At 65.9% G+C, this 17506-nt stretch carries 16 protein-coding genes and 2 tRNA genes; 8 read left to right on the top strand and 10 right to left on the bottom strand.

The genetic code is table 11. From position 1 onward, the window contains the following. Positions 1-27: 27 nt before the first annotated feature. The 6 genes from clpX to D4765_RS16265 all read right to left on the bottom strand — a co-directional run bounded on the left by clpX (position 28) and on the right by D4765_RS16265 (position 5273). Entirely contained in the window at positions 28-1308 is a 1281-nt protein-coding gene (clpX, locus tag D4765_RS16290; protein ID WP_136643374.1) for an ATP-dependent Clp protease ATP-binding subunit ClpX, read from the bottom strand. A 165-nt stretch (positions 1309-1473) separates the two neighbouring features. After that, positions 1474-2154 (bottom strand): ATP-dependent Clp protease proteolytic subunit, encoded by a 681-nt coding sequence (locus D4765_RS16285; protein WP_201799349.1) that lies wholly within the window; start codon positions 2152-2154, stop codon positions 1474-1476. Between the two features lie 30 nt (positions 2155-2184). Continuing rightward, the gene (locus D4765_RS16280) at positions 2185-2787 is read right to left on the bottom strand and encodes an ATP-dependent Clp protease proteolytic subunit (protein WP_136643382.1); all 603 of its coding nucleotides are present in this window, start codon (positions 2785-2787) and stop codon (positions 2185-2187) included. 112 nt (positions 2788-2899) lie between these two features. Then, positions 2900-3634 carry a hypothetical protein gene (locus D4765_RS16275; protein WP_136643373.1) on the bottom strand — a complete coding sequence of 245 codons (735 nt, stop codon included), beginning with the start codon at positions 3632-3634 and terminating at the stop codon, positions 2900-2902. 141 nt (positions 3635-3775) lie between these two features. After that, the gene (tig, locus tag D4765_RS16270; protein ID WP_161580473.1) at positions 3776-5143 is read right to left on the bottom strand and encodes a trigger factor; all 1368 of its coding nucleotides are present in this window, start codon (positions 5141-5143) and stop codon (positions 3776-3778) included. Positions 5144-5199: 56 nt separating this feature from the next. Next, positions 5200-5273: transfer RNA gene (locus tag D4765_RS16265), tRNA-Pro, on the bottom strand. Positions 5274-5364: 91 nt separating this feature from the next. Between D4765_RS16265 and D4765_RS16260 the strand changes: the two genes are divergently transcribed. The 4 genes from D4765_RS16260 to D4765_RS16245 all read left to right on the top strand — a co-directional run bounded on the left by D4765_RS16260 (position 5365) and on the right by D4765_RS16245 (position 7319). Next, positions 5365-5435 (top strand) — tRNA-Gly (locus D4765_RS16260). Between the two features lie 60 nt (positions 5436-5495). Beyond that, positions 5496-5681, top strand: a complete 186-nt coding sequence (locus tag D4765_RS16255) for a hypothetical protein (protein ID WP_136643371.1) — start codon at positions 5496-5498, stop codon at positions 5679-5681. Positions 5682-5860: 179 nt separating this feature from the next. Next, the gene (locus D4765_RS16250) at positions 5861-6349 is read left to right on the top strand and encodes a Dps family protein (RefSeq protein WP_136643370.1); all 489 of its coding nucleotides are present in this window, start codon (positions 5861-5863) and stop codon (positions 6347-6349) included. 169 nt (positions 6350-6518) lie between these two features. After that, a complete protein-coding gene (locus D4765_RS16245; RefSeq protein ID WP_136643369.1) occupies positions 6519-7319 on the top strand; it encodes an MmpS family transport accessory protein in 801 nt (266 codons plus the stop codon). 25 nt (positions 7320-7344) lie between these two features. Here the strand turns inward: D4765_RS16245 and D4765_RS19805 are convergent, their stop codons facing one another. From D4765_RS19805 to D4765_RS16225, 4 genes are read right to left on the bottom strand one after another with little or no spacing between them, the layout of a single operon-like run. After that, positions 7345-9108 carry an amidohydrolase gene (locus D4765_RS19805; protein ID WP_136643368.1) on the bottom strand — a complete coding sequence of 588 codons (1764 nt, stop codon included), beginning with the start codon at positions 9106-9108 and terminating at the stop codon, positions 7345-7347. Continuing rightward, on the bottom strand, positions 9105-9836 hold the full coding sequence (locus tag D4765_RS16235) for an FMN-binding negative transcriptional regulator (RefSeq protein ID WP_136643367.1): 732 nt from the start codon (positions 9834-9836) through the stop codon (positions 9105-9107). Before D4765_RS16235 ends, D4765_RS19805 begins: the two co-directional genes overlap by 4 nt. Before the next feature lie 17 nt (positions 9837-9853). Beyond that, positions 9854-10771 carry an Fpg/Nei family DNA glycosylase gene (locus D4765_RS16230; protein WP_136643366.1) on the bottom strand — a complete coding sequence of 306 codons (918 nt, stop codon included), beginning with the start codon at positions 10769-10771 and terminating at the stop codon, positions 9854-9856. Between the two features lie 44 nt (positions 10772-10815). Further along, a complete protein-coding gene (locus D4765_RS16225; protein ID WP_136643365.1) occupies positions 10816-11325 on the bottom strand; it encodes a ribose-5-phosphate isomerase in 510 nt (169 codons plus the stop codon). 127 nt (positions 11326-11452) lie between these two features. Between D4765_RS16225 and pepN the strand changes: the two genes are divergently transcribed. The 4 genes from pepN (at position 11453) to D4765_RS16205 (ending at position 17394) form a co-directional block, all read left to right on the top strand. After that, on the top strand, positions 11453-13996 hold the full coding sequence (gene pepN, locus D4765_RS16220) for an aminopeptidase N (RefSeq protein WP_136643364.1): 2544 nt from the start codon (positions 11453-11455) through the stop codon (positions 13994-13996). 104 nt (positions 13997-14100) lie between these two features. After that, entirely contained in the window at positions 14101-15189 is a 1089-nt protein-coding gene (locus D4765_RS16215) for a mechanosensitive ion channel family protein (protein ID WP_136643363.1), read from the top strand. Positions 15190-15195: 6 nt separating this feature from the next. Then, a complete protein-coding gene (locus tag D4765_RS16210) occupies positions 15196-15660 on the top strand; it encodes a globin (RefSeq protein ID WP_136643362.1) in 465 nt (154 codons plus the stop codon). A 54-nt stretch (positions 15661-15714) separates the two neighbouring features. Beyond that, positions 15715-17394 carry an FAD-binding dehydrogenase gene (locus tag D4765_RS16205; RefSeq protein ID WP_136643361.1) on the top strand — a complete coding sequence of 560 codons (1680 nt, stop codon included), beginning with the start codon at positions 15715-15717 and terminating at the stop codon, positions 17392-17394. Positions 17395-17506: the final 112 nt, after the last annotated feature.

Raw genomic sequence — 17506 nt, 5'->3', positions numbered from 1 at the left:
GCCGGATGCTCGCTCAGCTGTTACCCGCTACGCCGACTTCTCGACGCGGCGCGGTGCCTCGCGCGGCACGATGGTGGGCGCCGCGTTCGAGATCACCGAATCGCGCGTGATGATGACCTTGGCGACCTCGTCGGTCGAGGGCACCTCGAACATGATCGGGCCGAGCACCTCTTCCATGATGGCGCGAAGGCCACGGGCACCGGTCTTGCGCAGCACCGCGAGGTCGGCGATGGCCTCGAGGGCATTCTTCTCGAAGTCGAGTTCGACCCCGTCGAGCTCGAACATGCGCTGGTACTGGCGAACGAGGGCGTTGCGCGGAACCGTGAGGATCTGCATGAGAGCGACCTGGTCGAGAGGGGTGACGGTGGTGACCACGGGCAGTCGACCGATGAACTCGGGGATGAGGCCGAACTTGTGCAGGTCTTCAGGCAGCACCTCGCTGAAGAGGTTGATGTCATCACGCTTGGAGTGCAGCGGAGCGTTGAAACCGATGCCGCGCTTGCCCGAACGTTCGGCCACGATCTCTTCGAGGCCGGCGAATGCACCCGCGACGATGAAGAGCACGTTGGTCGTGTCGATCTGAATGAACTCCTGGTGCGGATGCTTGCGCCCGCCCTGCGGCGGAACCGAGGCGACCGTGCCCTCGAGAATCTTCAGCAGCGCCTGCTGCACACCCTCGCCCGACACGTCACGCGTGATCGAGGGGTTCTCGGCCTTGCGCGCGATCTTGTCGATCTCGTCGATGTAGATGATGCCGGTCTCGGCCTTCTTCACATCGAAGTCGGCGGCCTGCAACAGTTTCAGAAGAATGTTCTCGACGTCTTCGCCGACGTAGCCCGCCTCGGTGAGCGCGGTGGCATCGGCGACGGCGAACGGCACGTTGAGCTGCTTTGCGAGCGTCTGTGCGAGGTAGGTCTTGCCGCAGCCCGTGGGGCCGATGAGCAGGATGTTGCTCTTCGCGATCTCGACCTCGTCGGCCATGGCGTCGGCCGACGTGAGAGTGTTGCGCGAGCGAACACGCTTGTAGTGGTTGTACACGGCGACGGCGAGCGAGCGCTTGGCCTGCTCCTGGCCGATGACGTACTCTTCGAGAAAAGCGAAGATCTCTTTGGGCTTCGGCAGCTCGAACTCGCTGGCCGCCTCTTCGCCGGTCTCAGACAGGCGCTCTTCGATGATCTCGTTGCAGAGCTCGACGCACTCGTCGCAGATGTACACGCCGGGGCCGGCGATGAGTTGCTGAACCTGCTTCTGGCTCTTACCGCAGAACGAACACTTGAGCAGGTCGGCGCTCTCCCCGATGCGTGCCATGTTCATCCTCCTCGTAAAAACCTGTGACGTCAGCCTAACCCGTGCCACCGACGCTCTGGGCCATTGCGCCGGGCACGGCCACAAGTTGTCACAGTAGTTCGGCACAGAGACAGAGAACGGATGCCCGCTGTCGGGCATCCGTTCTCTGAAGTGTTACTTCTTTACCTATTTGACGAGCGCAGGCAGGTTCTTGCGCGAGGTGAGAACCTGGTCGATGAGGCCGTACTCCACCGCGTCAGCAGCGCTGAGGATGTTGTCGCGGTCGATGTCTTTGTTGACCTGCTCGGGCGTGCGGTTCGAATGGAACGCCAGCGTCTCTTCGAGCCACGTACGCATGCGAAGAATCTCGCGCGCCTGGATCTCGATGTCCGACGCCTGGCCGCCGCCCTGCCCACCAGCGGAGGGCTGGTGGATGAGAATACGCGCGTTCGGGAGTGCCAGTCGCTTGCCGGGCGTGCCAGCCGCGAGAATCACGGCGGCGGCCGAAGCAGCCTGCCCAAGGCACACGGTCTGGATGTTCGGCTTGACGTACTGCATCGTGTCGTAGATGGCCGTCATCGCGGTGAACGAGCCACCGGGTGAGTTGATGTACATCTCGATGTCGCGGTCGGGGTCTTGGCTCTCGAGAACGAGCAGCTGAGCCATGACGTCGTCGGCCGAGGCATCGTCGATCTGAACACCGAGAAAGATGATGCGGTCTTCGAACAGTTTCGCGTACGGGTCTTGGCGCTTGTACCCGTAAGCCGTGCGCTCTTCGAAGGTGGGGAGGATGTACCGGTTCGAGGGGGTGGTGCCGTTCCCGTAAGGGGAAGCGATCGGCATTCCGCCGAAGGTGGGGGTTTGCATGGATTCGTCTCTGTTCTTGGGTTGTCGCGACTAGTTGGATTCGGAGGGAACGGAGTCTTCGACCTCGGTGCCGCCGCCGCCGGCGACGTCGGAGGAGAACTCGCGAACATAGTCGACGAAGCCGTACTCGAGGGCTTCCTGCGCGGTGAACCAGTTGTCGCGGTCACCGTCGATCATGACCTGCTCGGGGGTCTTGCCGGTCTGCTCGGCGGTGAGCTCAGCCATGCGCTTCTTCATGTCGAGGATGAGAAGGGCCTGGGTCTGAATGTCGGCCGAGGTGCCACCGAACCCGCCCGACGGCTGGTGCAGCAGAACGCGGGCGTTCGGTGTGATGTAGCGCTTGCCCTTGGTGCCGGAGGAGAGCAGGAACTGCCCCATCGAAGCAGCCATGCCGATGCCCACCGTGACGATGTCGTTCGAGACGAACTTCATGGTGTCGTAGATGGCCATGCCTGCGGTGATCGATCCACCGGGTGAGTTGATGTAGAGGTAGATGTCGCGCTTGGGGTCTTCTGCTGCAAGAAGAAGAATCTTGGCGCAGATCTCGTTCGCCATGTCGTCACGAACTTCGGTGCCGAGCCAGATGATCCGGTCTTTCAAGAGTCGTTCGAAAACGCTGTTTGGCATCGCCATATCGGCCATGTGTGTCGCTCCAATTCACTTGCGGTACTTCGAATGTACTGGAGCCTTCCCGCCCACATGCCTCTGTTCGCTGGGGGCAGACTCCGGGTACGGATCCGCCGAATCACGCTCGGCCGGTTGCACCGATGTTGCGAGCGAAAGTCGAATGCCGCAAGATCTCGCTGGGCGTGGTGTCGACGGCAAGGCGTGCCGCAACAGCCGACGTTTTCGTACGGCCCCAGGCTATGGTGACATGCAAGAGGGCGACCTCGTCACTCCGAAGTGCTGGTAGCTTCCAACCGATCCCGTCTGCACCAACCGGAAGAGTCGATGCCCCGGCAAGGCCCTGAAGCATCCAGTCGGTCACGCCCATCTCGTCGTGGGCTGTCGTTTCGTCAGGGTCATCCCACCGCCGCGGTAACCGCCCGTCTACAGAGGAACGCAGGTAGAAATCGAGGTCACCGCCGCCCACAACCACGGTCACCCCCTCTGCGCGAAACTCGCGGAGCGCGAGCATTTCGCCAGATGCCAGTCGCGAATCGGGAGGCGTCGGGTTGAGGGAGGCACGCATCTCGAGGGGTCCCGAATCAGCTCGCGCGGTAAATCGGGCCACGATACCCCACGAACCCTCTGCCCCGATCGGTACGTCATTGAGATCGTAGGCAAATCGTGTCGTCGGCAACGGCACCCGGTAACTCTCCACGCGCACGTTCTCAACAAACCGCCAATCGGAATAGATCTCGCGGTGGTGCTTCAACTGGCGCAGCGGAGTGCTCGCGAGGGTGACCCCAGCAACCGCAAACGACAGGCGCACCTCGCCCAGCGGGGTGGGAGCCCCGATATCTTCTACATCGCGCACGACAATGATTATATGAGGTTTACTTACTCATTCACGCACGTACCAGACGGGTACGAAAAAGGGCCCCACGGATGATCGTGGGGCCCTTCTGCGGTACAAGCGGCACTCGACGCTCGGCGCCCGGCTCGCTGTGGCTGGTGCTTAGTGCGAGTGGCCCGCGTGGTCGTGACCCGCGTGCTCGTCTTCGTCATCGGCGCCACCGTCGACAGCCACGAAAGGCTCGTCGGCGTCGCGGGTGATCGAGGTGAACTCGGAGACGTCGACGACCTTGCCGTTGGTGTCGGTGACGACGGCCTTGTCGAGAACGATGGCGAGAGCCTTGTTGCGGGCGACCTCGCCGACCATGGCGGGAATCTGGCCGTTCTGGTCGAGAACCTGAACGAACTCCTGCGGCTCCATGCCGTATTGGGCAGCGCTCTGAATGAGGTACTGGCTCAGTTCGTCTTGGCTGACCTTGACCTCTTCTTTCTCGGCGATGACGTCGAGAAGAATCTGGGTCTTGAAGGTGGCGGTGCTCGACTCGACGACCTCGGCGCGGTGAACGTCGTCTTCGAGACGGCTCTCGTTCTCGAGGTGACGGTGCACCTCGTCTTCGATGAGCTTCGGGGGCACAGGAACCTCGACAAGGGCAAGCAGTGCGTCGAGGGTCTTGGTACGGGCATCCGTGACCTGGCCGAACGACTTCTGGCGCTCGACCTGGCTGCGCAGGTCGACCTTCAGCTCGTCGATGGTGTCGAATTCGCTCGAGATCTGGGCGAAGTCGTCGTCAGCCTCGGGCAGCTCGCGCTCTTTCACCGAGTTGACGGTGACCTCGACGAGGGCGTCTTTGCCGGCGAAGTCGCCGCCGAGAAGGGGAGCCTCGAACGTGGTGGTCTCGCCAGCGGTGAGCGAGTCGAGAACCGCGTCGATGCCTTCGAGCAGTTCGCCCGAACCGACCTCGTACGAGATTCCGGTCGCGTTGTCGACCTCGACGCCGTCGATCGTGGCGATGAGGTCGAGCTGGGCGAAGTCGCCCGTCGTGATGGGGCGGTCGACCGTGACGAGGGTGCCGAAGCGGGTGCGCAGGCGCTCGAGCTCAGCGTCGACCTCTTCGTCGGTGACGTCGAGGGCGTCGACCGTGACGGCGAGACCCTCGTAGTTGGGCAGGTCGAGTTCGGGGCGAACATCGACCTCGATGGCGAGTTCGAGCTCACCGGAGAAGTCTTTGTTGCTCGGCCATCCGACGATGTCGGCCTCGGGGCGGCCCAACGGGCGCAACTCTTTCTCGGCGATGGCCGCACGATAGAAACCGTCGAGCCCGTCGTTCACTGCGTGCTCGAGCACGGCCTCCTTGCCGACGCGCTGGTCGATGAGGGGCGGCGGCACCTTGCCCTTGCGGAAGCCGGGAATGTTGACCTGCTCAGCGATGTGGCTGTAGGCGTGGTCAATGCTGGGCTTCAGTTCTTCGGGGGTCACGAAGATAGCGAGCTTGACGCGGGTGGGGCTGAGCTGTTCGACCGTGGTCTTCACGTTGAGAAATCTCCTGAGAATTGAAACTGATCTACGACGGTTACAAGATGTGCGTGTCGGGGCGACAGGATTCGAACCTGCGACCTCTCGGTCCCAAACCGAGCGCTCTACCAAGCTGAGCTACGCCCCGGGAAATAACCTCGGTAAGTCTAGTGCACACGATGTGAGCACAGGATGTGAGCCCAACCTGTACTACGCTGTTCGAGTGCCCTCGGGTGCGCGGGGATGTAGCTCAATGGTAGAGCCTCAGTCTTCCAAACTGATCACGCGAGTTCGATTCTCGTCATCCCCTCCCTGATAACCCATTGCACAACCCCTGTCGGCACGGTTCACCCGTACGTAGCCTGATTTCATGGTGAAGACGGCGTGTCTGGTGGCAGGGTGCGGCAACAGTGCCGATGACGAGATCACGGTCAATTCGCACGGCATTCTGCTGGCGTATGCGGCCTGCAGCGACCATGCCTGTGAGTTCAGGTGGGGTCGGCAGCTGCCCGGCGACGAGGTCGCGGCTCGGGGGCTGTTGGGCATCCGGAACTGAGGCCTCCTGACATCGGTTCGCTGGCGCTCCCCGATCAGAAAACGGCTCCCACCGGGCCAGACGAAGGTTAACCTTCCCTTCGTTAGTGCAGCCTGTGCTTGCTTGCGCGCCTCTCTGAACTGAGTAACGTTGCGCTCATCACCTCGCCCGATGAGGACCATGTTTAGAAGGGAGACGTCATGTCAGACGTTGTCACCACCATCACGAGCTCGGCCAACCCCGATGTTGCTGCCGCTGCCGCTCAGTTTCTGAGCCAGGTCGTCATCGACTCGCAGGCCCTCGTCATCAACGGCAAGCAGGCCCACTGGCACGTTCGCGGCGCGAACTTCATCGCCGTTCACGAGCTGTTCGACGAGATCGTCGAACGCGCTGAAGACTACGCCGACACCGCCGCTGAGCGTGTCGTCGCCCTCGGCCTGCCCCTCGACGCCCGCATCGGCGCCGTCGCGGCGAACACCACGCTGCCCGAGCTGCCGGCCGGGTTCCAGCCCGCCGAGGTCATGATCGGTTCGCTCGTGAACCAGATCGACGCCCTGCTCGTCGGCGTGAACAAGGCCATCAAGGAGCTCGGCGCCATCGACGCCGCGAGCCAAGACGTCGCCATCCAGATCGCCCGCAGCCTCGAGAAAGACCGCTGGTTCCTGTTCGCTCACATCAGCGCAGTCTGATTCGCGTCTTCACTCGTGTGGCGCTCGCGCTGCCTGCGTGACGTGCACCACCTGCACGACCACTGAAAAGGGCCTCCTAGGAGGCCCTTTTTCGCGTTCGGGCTCTGCAATCGCCGCCTGTTCTGCACATGAGCGGTTCCGGATGCCCAGAAACTGATATTCTCTCAGCATGATTCCCGTTCCGACGCCGCGCAGGGGTTCGGCACCAGCGCTGCCCGCCACCACGCCCCTGCCACCGGCGGGGCCGGGGTCTGGCCCGGGCCCGCTCGGTCGCCCCGGGCGTCCGCGGCGCCCCGGGCGCGTCATCGCTCTCGTACTGGCTGGCGTGGCCGCGCTGCTGCTCGCTGTCGGCGCCATCGTCGTGTTCGTCCTCCACATCGACCCCGTACTGGTCGGTCTGGCTGCCCTGGTTCTGGTGCTCGGCGGCACCTCCTTCGGCGCGCGCCTGCTGCCCCCGATCATTCCGGGCATCAGGCTGCTGCGCTCGCTCATCGGCCTCGCCGCCACCGCCGCACTTGCCGCCGGCCTGTACTTCTACGTCATCCCGCTCGCACAGCACGGGGTCTCGTCTCTCACCGGCGGCCAACCGTATTCGAACGCTGGCCCGCATGCCGCCGGCCCTGTCACCAAGCCTGCTCCCGCCACCGCGACCATCGTCTACGAGGTGACCGGAACGGCGCCCTCCGCCGTCATCACCGAGTTCCCCTCGCTCGACAGCACCTCTGGGCCCAATCCGTCGGGCCCCCAGCCGATCCCCTACTCGCGAACCATCACCACGTCGGCTCTTTCGCAGCCGATCTTCCTCTCCGCCACCGTGTCACCCCAGCTGACCGGTGCCGCCACCGATCCCTCCGACCCCGCAGAGACCCTCTCGTGCCGCATCACCGTCGACGGAACCGTCATCGACCAGCAGCGCGCCTCCGGCCCCTACGCCCTCGTGCACTGCTCCGCACAGCCCCCGCTCCCCTGATTCCCACCCTGCCGTAACCCCTGGGCTAGGAGGCGGCCCAGGCGCCGAGGTGGGTGGTGCGACCAGCGAGGAAGGTGGCCGCGACGGGCATGGTGCGCAGGCGCTCGGGGTCAGCCGTCAGAGGGTCGAGCTCCACGATGGCGAGGTCGGCGGGCAGGCCCACGCCGATGGTTCCGACGCCGTTTGTCGCCGCGGCCAGAGCAGCGAGCGCCGAGAGACGCTGCTCGGCATGCCAGGCCGGGCGCCCGTCGCGAGAACGCGAGACGGCGGCCGAGAGGCTGATCCACGGGTCGAGCGGAGCCACGGGGGCATCAGACCCGAGCAACAGTGCGGCTCCGGATGCCCGCAGGCGCTCAAAGGCGAACGCTCGGTCTGTGCGGCCAGCCCAGTACCGGTCGGCGATGTCACGGTCATCCATCGCGTGCTCGGGTTGCACGCTCGCCGCCACACCGAGGGCCGCGAACCGTTCGAAGTCGGTGTCGGCGAGCAGCTGCGCGTGCTCGATACGCCCCCACGGCAGCACTGCTCCCCCGGCGATCGACGCCGGAACCGCGGCGCCCCACCCTCGTGTGAGGTCGGGCGTTGCGAGCACGCCGGGCCCCGGCGCTCCCGCGGCAACACCGGCAGCGGCGGCAGCAGCAGCAGCAGCAGCAGCAGCATCCGTCACTGCGGAAGCATCGCCTGCCGCGAGGGCCTCGAAGGCGTCGAGCGCCAAGCGGTTGGCGTGGTCGCCGATGGCGTGCACGGCGGGCCTGAGCCCTTGGGCGGTGGCGCGTCGGAGCAACGCGAGCAGGGCATCCGGAGCCACCGTGAGCATGCCGTGCGAATGCCCCGGGCTCCCATCGACACCGAAACCAGCACCAGCAGCAGCGCCAGCGCCCGCAAACCCCGCATACGGCTCGAAGCAGTAGGCGGTGCGGGTGCCGAGCGACCCGTCGGTGATGACCTTGAACGGCCCCACGCTGAGCAGCCCGCCCGTCTTCGGGATGACGTCGCCGGTGCGGAGCCCGCGCTCGGCCGCGAGCGCGAGGTGCTGCGAGTAGATTCCGAACGCCACGCGGAGGTTCTGCTGGCCGGCGGCGATGCGGCGGCTCCAGTCGGCGTAGTTGTCGCGCATCTCGAAGTCGACGACGCCCACGACGCCCAGGGCGGCAGCGCGCCGGCCCGCGAGAGCGGCGAGTTCGTCGGCCTCGTCGTCAGACACATCGTCGAGTTCACGGGCGATGCGAAAGCAGTCGTCTTCGACCAGATGGCCCGACGGATGCTCGGCCAGCCCGTACTGCCTGAGAGCCGCCGTGTTGAGCCAGCACGAGTGCAGGTCGTTGCTGAACAGAACGACCGGCTGCGCTCCCGCCGCCGCATCGAGCTGCCCCCGGGTCAGTTCGCCCGCCCAGAGCGCATCGCGCACGCCGTAGCCGATCACGGGCCGCGCGAACCGGCCGGCGAACCCCGCACCCGGCAGCCGTGCGCCCACGAGCTCTGCGCGTTCGGTCGCTGGGTCGCCCGGATGCACAACCTCAGCCACCCGCACCGCGACCGCTTCGGGCGAGTGTGCCGCCCCGAAGTCGAACCGACGCCCGAGCAGCGACCACTGCGTGAAGTGCACGTGGTTGTCCCAGAGCCCCGGGATGAGGTAGCGCCCCTCGAGCTCGATCACCCGAGAAGAGTTCGGCGCCGCGACGATCCCCGTCGGCACGATGGCCCGGATGCGCCCGTCGGCCAGCAGCACGTCGAGGCTGCCGTCGTGGCCGGGCATGCGCCCGCCGGTGAGGAAGACGTCGTCGGTCACTCGGCACCCGACGGCGTGGCAGCAGTGGGCAATTCATCAGCGGCAGCGGCAGCCTCCGACGGACCGGCAGCGGTGGGCACGCCAGCGTAGCCGCCACCCACCCCGCCCACCGGGTGTACCCGCCGCATTTCGGCGGCGAGCTCGGGCTGGCGGTAGTTGTCACCCTCGGTGAGCTCGTGGATGATGCGCTCCACCGTCTCGGCCGGCCTGTTCTGGCTGAGCTTCGACTTGGCGTCGATGCGCGTGGCCGTGAGGCGAAAGCCCACCGTACCGGCGCTGATGCGCCGGGCGTAGGCCGCGTTCTCGAGCGTTCCGGCCATGCGCCGTGGCTCCGGCATGCGGTCTTCGAAGTGGTCGACCAGGCGCGCGAGCACCGTGAGGTTCTCGTCGTCGGAGAGAATCTCGGGCACCCCGTGCAGGTGCGCCACCACGAAGTTCCAGGTGGGCACGGCGGGGTTGGCGTCGTACCAGCCCGGCGAGATGTACCCGTGGGGCCCCTGGATGATCACCAGAACCTCATGCTGCCCGAGTTCGTGCAGCCGTTCATCCGGCCGCCCCACGTGGCTGAGCACCGCGATGCCATCAGCTTCTTCGTCGAGCACGACGGGATAGTGCGATGCCACCAACCCCGTGCTGGTGTTGCTGACGAGCGTCACCCAGGGGTTCAGCCGAATGAGACGGCGAATCTCCTCCGTGTCGGCCAGGGCGAAACTCGGGTTGGTTCTCATGAGCCGAGGTTACTCGGTCACGCTTGGTCGTTCGGGCACCAGTAGAGCTTTCGTGACGCCATCAGCTCCATGACGATATGCGTTGAGCAGACCCGGCAGGGTAATCCCTCACGTTTGTATACCCAGTAGCGGTCGCTGCGATTCAACCGCGCTGCCGCCTCAACTTCGGGGGTCTGGCCATCCATCGTCAGCATCATGCCGGTACGGATGCCGATGTCGAGCAGGTAGACCCAGTCGCGCCAGAGGGCACGCACCTGGTCTTCGCTGACATTCTTGCCCGGGGTGTGCGGGTTCAGGCGGGCACGAAACAGCAGCTCGGCGCGGTACACATTGCCGATTCCGCTGACGATCGACTGATCCATGAGCAACAGCCCGACGGGCGTGGGCTTCGTGCGGATGCTCGCCACGAACCGGTCTTCGGCCTCGGGAGTGTTGTCAGTGACGGGGTCGGGCCCGAGCCGCGCAAGCACGGTGGCGACCTGGTCGGCGCCGATCACCTCGCACGCGGTGGGGCCACGCAGATCGGCGACCGTTGCGTCGGTCATCAGCCGCACCCGCACGGCTCCGACCGGCGGAGGCGGAAACGATTCGAGGTCGACGTCTTTCGTGTTCTCGGTCTCGGCCATGCGAACGGCGCGCCTGAGCCTCGGCGCGCCCATGCTGCCGAGCGCTTCCGACTCAGAGGTGATCGGCGAGACGGTGCCGAAGAAATCCCAGGCGCCATAAATGCCGAGGTGGATGCGCAGCCACAGGTCATTCTCGAACCGCAGGAACATCTGTTTTCCCACCGCACGAGCCTCGACCAGCGTCAACCCGTCGATCTCGGCCGCACCCTCAGCGAAACGGCCCTGCGGGGAGCTGGCGGCGACTCGGTGACCGACGAAGTCGCGCTCGAACTGAAGCGCGATACGGTGAACGGAATGGCCCTCAGGCACGGCGTTGCTCCCTGGTTCAGTGGTGGTGGTTCAGTGGTGGTGGTTCAGTTGCTGGCGGTGATCACGTCGGCGCCGACGTGAATGCCCGCGATGGCGCCCGTCGCCTCATATTCGGCCAGCTGGGCGATGCGCCGTGCGTGCCGCTCTTCGAACGAGAACGGTTCGTTGATGAAGGTGTCGATGAACGCAACGGCCTCGTCGACCGTGTGCTGCCGCGCGCCGATCGCGATGAGGTTCGCATCGTTGTGCTGGCGGGCCAGCAGGGCGGTGGAGTGGCTCCAGACCAGGGCCGCACGGGCGCCGTTCACTTTGTTCGCGGCGATGGCCTCACCGTTGCCCGAACCACCGAAGACGATGCCGAGTGCTTCGACGCCGGCCCGCTGGTCGCGCACCACGGCGAGCGCCGCATTGATGCAGAACGACGGGTAGTCGTCGATGGGGTCATAGTCGGTGGGGCCGTGGTCGATGACCTCGTGCCCGGCCGCGCTGAGGTGGTCGAGAAGGTGCCGGCTGAAGTCGAGCCCCGCGTGATCGGTGCCGAGGTGAATGCGCATGGGGCGAGTTTACAGGCGGCATGCCCGGCGACCGCTCGCTAGGCTGGTTCGGAGCATTCACGCGCCCGGCGCCCACAAGGCTGCCAGAGCGTGCCGCAAAGATCACAACCAGTATGGAGAACATCAGTTGCCTGGAGAAAACCTCACCCGCGTCGAAGCCCAGCAGCGTGCCGCGCTCATCTCAGTGTCGAGTTATGACGTCACGCTCGACGTCACTCAGGGTCCAGAGACCTTTCTGAGCACCACCACGGTTCGTTTCACGGCCTCGAAGGGGGCATCCACTTTCATCGATGCCATCACGAAGAACGTGCGCTCTGTCGAGCTGAACGGGCGGGCACTCGACGCCGCAACCGTCAGCGACAACGTGCGCATTCAGCTCGATGACCTCGACGACACGAACACGCTCACGGTCGTGGCCGACGCCCTGTACACGAACACCGGCGAGGGCCTGCACCGCTTCGTCGACCCGGTCGACAACGAGGTCTATCTGTACAGCCAGTTCGAGGTTCCCGACTCGCGGCGCGTATTCGCCGTGTTCGAGCAGCCCGACCTGAAGGCCACATTCACGTTCACGGTGACCGCGCCCGCAGCGTGGCAGGTCGTCTCGAACTCGCCCACCCCCGAGCCCGTCTCGGCCGGCGACGGCAGTGCAACCTGGAGCTTCGAGACCACTCCGATTCTCTCGTCGTACGTCACCGCCATCGTGGCGGGGCCCTACGCGGTCGTGCGCAGCGAACTCACCTCGAGTGACGGCCGAGTGATTCCGCTGGGCGTGTTCTCGCGTGCCTCGCTCTCGCAGTACATGGATGCCGACTACGTGTTCGAGAAGACCCGCCAGGGCTTCGAGTTCTACGAGAAGCGCTTCAACTACCCGTACCCGTTCGCCAAGTACGACCAGCTGTTTGTACCCGAGTTCAACGCCGGAGCCATGGAGAACGCGGGCGCGGTGACGTTCACCGAGGCGTACGTGTTCCGCTCGAAGGTGACGGATGCCGTGCGGGAGCGCCGCGTCGTCACGATCTTGCACGAGCTCGCGCACATGTGGTTCGGCGACCTGGTCACCATGAAGTGGTGGAACGACCTGTGGCTGAACGAGTCGTTCGCCGAGTACATCTCCACCCTCGCGACGGCCGAGGCCACCGAGTGGCACGGCGCCTGGGCGACCTTCGCCTCGACCGAGAAGAGCTGGGCCTACCGCCAAGACCAGCTGCCCTCGACGCACCCCATCTTCGCCACCATCAACGACCTCGACGATGTGCAGGTGAACTTCGACGGCATCACGTATGCGAAGGGCGCCTCTGTGCTCAAGCAGCTCGTCGCCTGGGTGGGACAAGAGCAGTTTCTCGCCGGTGTCGGACAGTACTTCCAGAAGCACGCCTACTCGAACACCGAGCTGAAAGACCTGCTCACCGAGCTCGAGGCCACCAGCGGTCGCGACCTCTCCGAGTGGTCGAAGCTCTGGCTCGAGACGGCTGGCGTGAACACGCTGCGCCCCGAGATCGAAACCGATTCTGACGGGGTCATCACGTCGTTCGCCGTGACCCAGACCGCGATCGAGGCGTACCCGACCATCCGGCCGCACCGCCTGGCGATCGGGTTCTACAACCTGCACGAGGGTGCCCTCATTCGCAACCACCGCGTCGAGCTCGATGTCGATGGGGCCAGCACGACGGTCGACGAGCTCGTGGGGCTGTCACGCCCCGACCTCGTGCTGCTGAACGACGACGACCTCGCCTACGCGAAGATCCGTCTCGACTCCCTGTCTCTGAACACCGCCATCGAGCACCTCGCCGCAATCGAAGACGGGCTCGCCCGCTCGATCGTGTGGGGCTCGGTGTGGGATGCGACGCGTGACGCCGAGACGCGCCCCCGCGACTTCGTGCAGCTGGTGCTGGGCAACGTGGCGACCGAGAGCGAGAGCACCACGCTTCGCACCGCCCTGAACCAGCTGGTGCTCACGGCGAACATGTACGTGGCTCCCGCAGCGCAGAAGGAGACGACCGCCCTGGCCGCCGACGAGCTGTGGTCGCTGGCCCGCAACGCGGCGCCCGGGTCAGACGAGCAATTTCAGTTCGTGCGGTTCTTCGCGGCCGTCGCCACGAGCGAGGAGACACTCTCAACAGTCGCCTCCCTGCTGAGCGGCGAGGTTGCGCTTGAGGGCCTGGAGATCGACACCGATCTGTCATGGGATCTGCTCATCGCACTGGTTGTGGGCGGGGCGGCTGGCGAGAGCGAGATCGCTGCGGCACAGGCGGCCGACAACACCGCGAGCGGTGCACAGTCGGCGGCGAGCGCGCGGGCCTCGATTCCGACGGCCGAGGCCAAGGCAGCGGCGTGGGCATCCCTCGTCGACAGTGACGACGCGTCGAACCTCATTGTGCGGGCCACCACGGCGGGCTTTCAACGGGCCACCGACGAGTCGCTGCTGCAGCCGTACATCGCGAAGTACTTCGAGGTCGTCACCGACCTGTGGGAGAACCGCTCGTACCAGATCGCTGCGACGCTGATCACGGGCCTGTACCCATCGGGCCTCGCCGGCCAGGAGCTGCGCGACGCCACGCAGGCATGGCTCGACACCGACCCCGAGCCCGCGGCGCTGCGCCGTCTCGTGGTCGAGAACCTCGCTGGTGTCGACCGCGCACTCGCGGCGCAGAAGCGCGACGCCGAGTAGGTTCCCGGCCGCCGAACACCACCGAACACCACCGCTGAGCGGCGTTCTCCCCCGGGAGCGCCGCTCAGCTTTCGGTGAGGCTCGGTCACTAGAATCGTGGGTCTATGAACGAATTCTTCGTCAACGTGGGTCAGTTCTACGAGTCATTCAAACCCCTGATCAACATCGTCGCCATCGTGGTCGGTGCCCTGATCATCCGGGTCATCCTGCTGCACTCGGTCGACCGTGTCGTGAAGCGCGTGGTCACCGGCGTGAAGAAGAAGCACGATGCCGCAGACACCCAGGCACTCATCGCCTCGCCCATCGCTGCCGTGCGAGTGGTGCAGCGCACCCGCACCATGGGCAGCGTTCTGTCGAACTTCATTACGTGGGCCATCGTGGTGTTCGCATTCATCATGATTCTGAGCGAACTGAACTTTCAGATCTCCGCGCTGGTTGCCTCGGCCGGTGTCATCGGGGCCGCGCTCGGTTTCGGCGCGCAGAACATCATCAAAGACATGCTGAACGGCCTCTTCATGGTGGTCGAAGACCAGCTGGGCGTCGGCGACGTGGTCGACCTCGGGCCGGCCACCGGCGTGGTCGAGGCCGTCGGAATCCGCGTCACCACCCTGCGCGACGTCAACGGAACCCTCTGGTTCGTGCGCAACGGCGAGATCACCCGCGTGGGCAACATGTCGCAGGGCTGGGCACGGGTCATCATCGACCTCGCCATTCCGTACGACACCGATGTCGACGCCGTGCAGGAGAAGATGCTCGAGACCGCGAACGAGCTGGCCGCGAGCCCGAAGTGGCGTTCGCGGGTCATCGAGAAGCCCGAGATCTGGGGGCTCGAAAGTATCTCGGCCGAGGCACTTGTCATTCGCCTGGTGGTCAAGACCCGAACGAACGCCAAAGACGATGTCGCCCGCGAATTGCGCATGCAGTTGAAACGCGCGCTCGACGAGATGGGGGTCAAACTGCCCTCGCTGAACAGCATCGTGCTGACGGGGTTCGAGGGTGCTGCATCCATCGCAGGCGCACGCGCACCCCGAACCGGGCCCACCAGCACGGTACCCGAGAGCACGGTGCCCGCCGACACCCCGCCCGTCAGCACCCTGCCCGCTGCCACTCGCGCGCCGCGCGCCCCGCGCCGAGGCACCTCCACTGCCCCGACGCGCGCGAACCGCTCCACTCCCCCGAACAGCGAGGCCTGATACCGGATGCCCGAAGACACTGCCCTCCCCACCCCGCCGCCGCTCGGGCTCATCCCCGTCGTACCCACGGCATCGGTGCCCGCGAGCTCTGACGGGGTGACGTTCTACGATCAGCTCGGAGGTCGACCCACCTTCGAACGCCTTGTACGCGAGTTCTACCGCGGGGTCGCGGGCGACCCCGTTCTCGTGGCCATGTACCCCGAAGAAGACCTCGAGGGAGCCATCCAACGCCTCACCGGGTTTCTCGAGCAGTATTGGGGCGGGCCCACCACGTACAGCCAGCAGCGCGGCCACCCGCGGCTGCGTATGCGCCACAATCCGTTCAAGGTGAACCCCGATGCGCGCGACCGGTGGCTGACGCACATGCGGGCGGCCGTCGACTCGCTCGAACTGCCGCCGCTGCAGGATGCCACGCTCTGGGACTATCTCGAACGTGCTGCGCATGCGATGGTGAATACGTTCGACGAGTAGGCGCCGCTCGGGCGGCAGCTTGGCGGCGACACAGACAACGAAGGAGTTTCTGAGATGGCCCAGCACGCCAGCGGTACCGCCTCGACCGACGTCATCATTGTGGGTGCCGGTCTCGCCGGCCTCGTCGCTGCCGCCGAGCTCGTCGACGCGGGCAAACACGTCACGATCGTCGAACAGGAGCCTGCCGCCTCCTTCGGCGGCCAGGCGTGGTGGTCGTTCGGCGGCCTCTTTCTCATCGACAGCCCCGAACAGCGCCGCCTCGGCGTGCACGACTCGCTCGAACTCGCCCGCCAGGACTGGTTCGGCAGCGCCGGGTTCGATCGCGCAGAAGACTACTGGCCGAAGCTCTGGGCCGAGGCCTATCTGCAGTTCGCTGCCGGCGAGAAGCGCTCGTGGCTGCACCAGCAGGGCGTGCGGTTCTTCCCCATCGTGGGTTGGGCCGAGCGCGGCGGCTACACGGCCAACGGGCACGGCAACTCAGTACCCCGCTTTCACATCACCTGGGGCACCGGCCCCGGCGTTCTCGCGCCCTTCCTCGCTCGTGTCGAGCGCGGTGAGGCGAACGGTCTCATCACCGTGCTGCACCGGCACCGAGTGGATGCCCTGACAAGCACCGGCGGAACGGTCACCGGCGTTCGCGGCAGCATTCTCGCCGCGAGCGACGCAGGGCGCGGGGTGACGAGCACGCGCGATGTGGTGGGCGAGTTCGAACTCCGAGCGTCGGCCGTCATCGTGACGAGCGGCGGAATCGGCGGCAACCACGAGCTGGTGCGTCAGAACTGGCCGAAGCGCATGGGGCGGCCGCCGGCATCCATGCTCTCGGGCGTACCTGCCCACGTCGACGGCCGGATGCTCGGCATCACTGAAGCGGCCGGGGCCCGGCTCATCAACTTCGACCGCATGTGGCACTACACCGAGGGCATCACGAACTTCGACCCGGTGTGGCCGCAGCACGGTATTCGCATTCTGCCGGGGCCCTCGTCACTCTGGCTCGACGCGACCGGAAAACGGCTGCCTGTGCCCCTGTTCCCCGGTTTCGACACGCTCGGCACCCTCGAACACATCGTGGCGACCGGCTACGACTACACGTGGTTCGTACTCACGCAGAAGATCATCGAAAAGGAGTTCGCGCTCTCGGGCAGCGAGCAGAACCCCGACCTCACGAACAAAGATCTGCGCCTGTTGGCCGCGCGCGTCGGGCCCGGCGCCCCCGGGCCCATCGAGGCGTTCAAGAAGCGGGGCGTCGACTTCGTGGTGGCCGACACGCTGTCCGAGCTGCTCGCCGGCATGCAACGGCTCTCGGCGGGGCCCGGTGACGCGCGGCTCGATGAGCAGCTGGTGGAGAAGGAGATTCGGGCGCGTGACCGGGAGATCGGGCATCCGTTCACCAAAGACGCACAGATCACCGCGGTTCGGGGCGCCCGAAAATACCTCGGCGACAAGCTCATCCGGGTGGCGTCGCCGCACGAGTTGCTCGACCCGGCCGCGGGGCCGCTCATCGCCGTCAAGCTGCACATCGTCACGCGCAAATCACTCGGTGGAATCGAGACCGACCTCGCAGGTCGTGCGCTCGGCGCCGACGGCTCGCCCGTGCCGGGGTTGTACGCAGCCGGCGAGGCCAGCGGCTTCGGCGGCGGCGGGATGCACGGCTACCGCTCGCTCGAGGGCACCTTTCTCGGCGGCTGCCTCTTCTCCGCCCGCCAGGCCGCTCGCGCCGTTGCCGCGGCCCTCTGACCGCCGCTGCTCGGCGCCCTGACTTCATCGACTCGGCGAAGTTTGCGGGTGTCTGGCCGTCGCACCCGCAAACTTCGCCGAGTGGATGCGGTGGGCGGGGTGGGGGGCGGGG

The sequence above is a fragment of the Subtercola vilae genome, assembly GCF_004923255.1.
GTDB classification, from domain to species: Bacteria; Actinomycetota; Actinomycetes; order Actinomycetales; family Microbacteriaceae; genus Subtercola; species Subtercola vilae.
The sequence above is the reverse complement of the archived record's forward strand: the minus strand, read 5'-3'. Positions and strand labels throughout refer to the sequence as shown.

Excerpts from the sequence above, each read along its gene's own strand:
- clpX (WP_136643374.1), bottom strand. The coding sequence starts at position 1,308 with ATGGCACGCATCGGGGAGAGCGCCGACCTGCTCAAGTGTTCGTTCTGC.
- D4765_RS16285 (WP_201799349.1), bottom strand. The coding sequence starts at position 2,154 with ATGCAAACCCCCACCTTCGGCGGAATGCCGATCGCTTCCCCTTACGGG.
- D4765_RS16280 (WP_136643382.1), bottom strand. The coding sequence starts at position 2,787 with ATGGCGATGCCAAACAGCGTTTTCGAACGACTCTTGAAAGACCGGATC.
- D4765_RS16255 (WP_136643371.1), top strand. The coding sequence starts at position 5,496 with ATGGTGAAGACGGCGTGTCTGGTGGCAGGGTGCGGCAACAGTGCCGAT.
- D4765_RS16250 (WP_136643370.1), top strand. The coding sequence starts at position 5,861 with ATGTCAGACGTTGTCACCACCATCACGAGCTCGGCCAACCCCGATGTT.
- D4765_RS16245 (WP_136643369.1), top strand. The coding sequence starts at position 6,519 with ATGATTCCCGTTCCGACGCCGCGCAGGGGTTCGGCACCAGCGCTGCCC.
- D4765_RS16235 (WP_136643367.1), bottom strand. The coding sequence starts at position 9,836 with ATGAGAACCAACCCGAGTTTCGCCCTGGCCGACACGGAGGAGATTCGC.
- D4765_RS16225 (WP_136643365.1), bottom strand. The coding sequence starts at position 11,325 with ATGCGCATTCACCTCGGCACCGATCACGCGGGGCTCGACTTCAGCCGG.
- D4765_RS16215 (WP_136643363.1), top strand. The coding sequence starts at position 14,101 with ATGAACGAATTCTTCGTCAACGTGGGTCAGTTCTACGAGTCATTCAAA.
- D4765_RS16210 (WP_136643362.1), top strand. The coding sequence starts at position 15,196 with ATGCCCGAAGACACTGCCCTCCCCACCCCGCCGCCGCTCGGGCTCATC.
- D4765_RS16205 (WP_136643361.1), top strand. The coding sequence starts at position 15,715 with ATGGCCCAGCACGCCAGCGGTACCGCCTCGACCGACGTCATCATTGTG.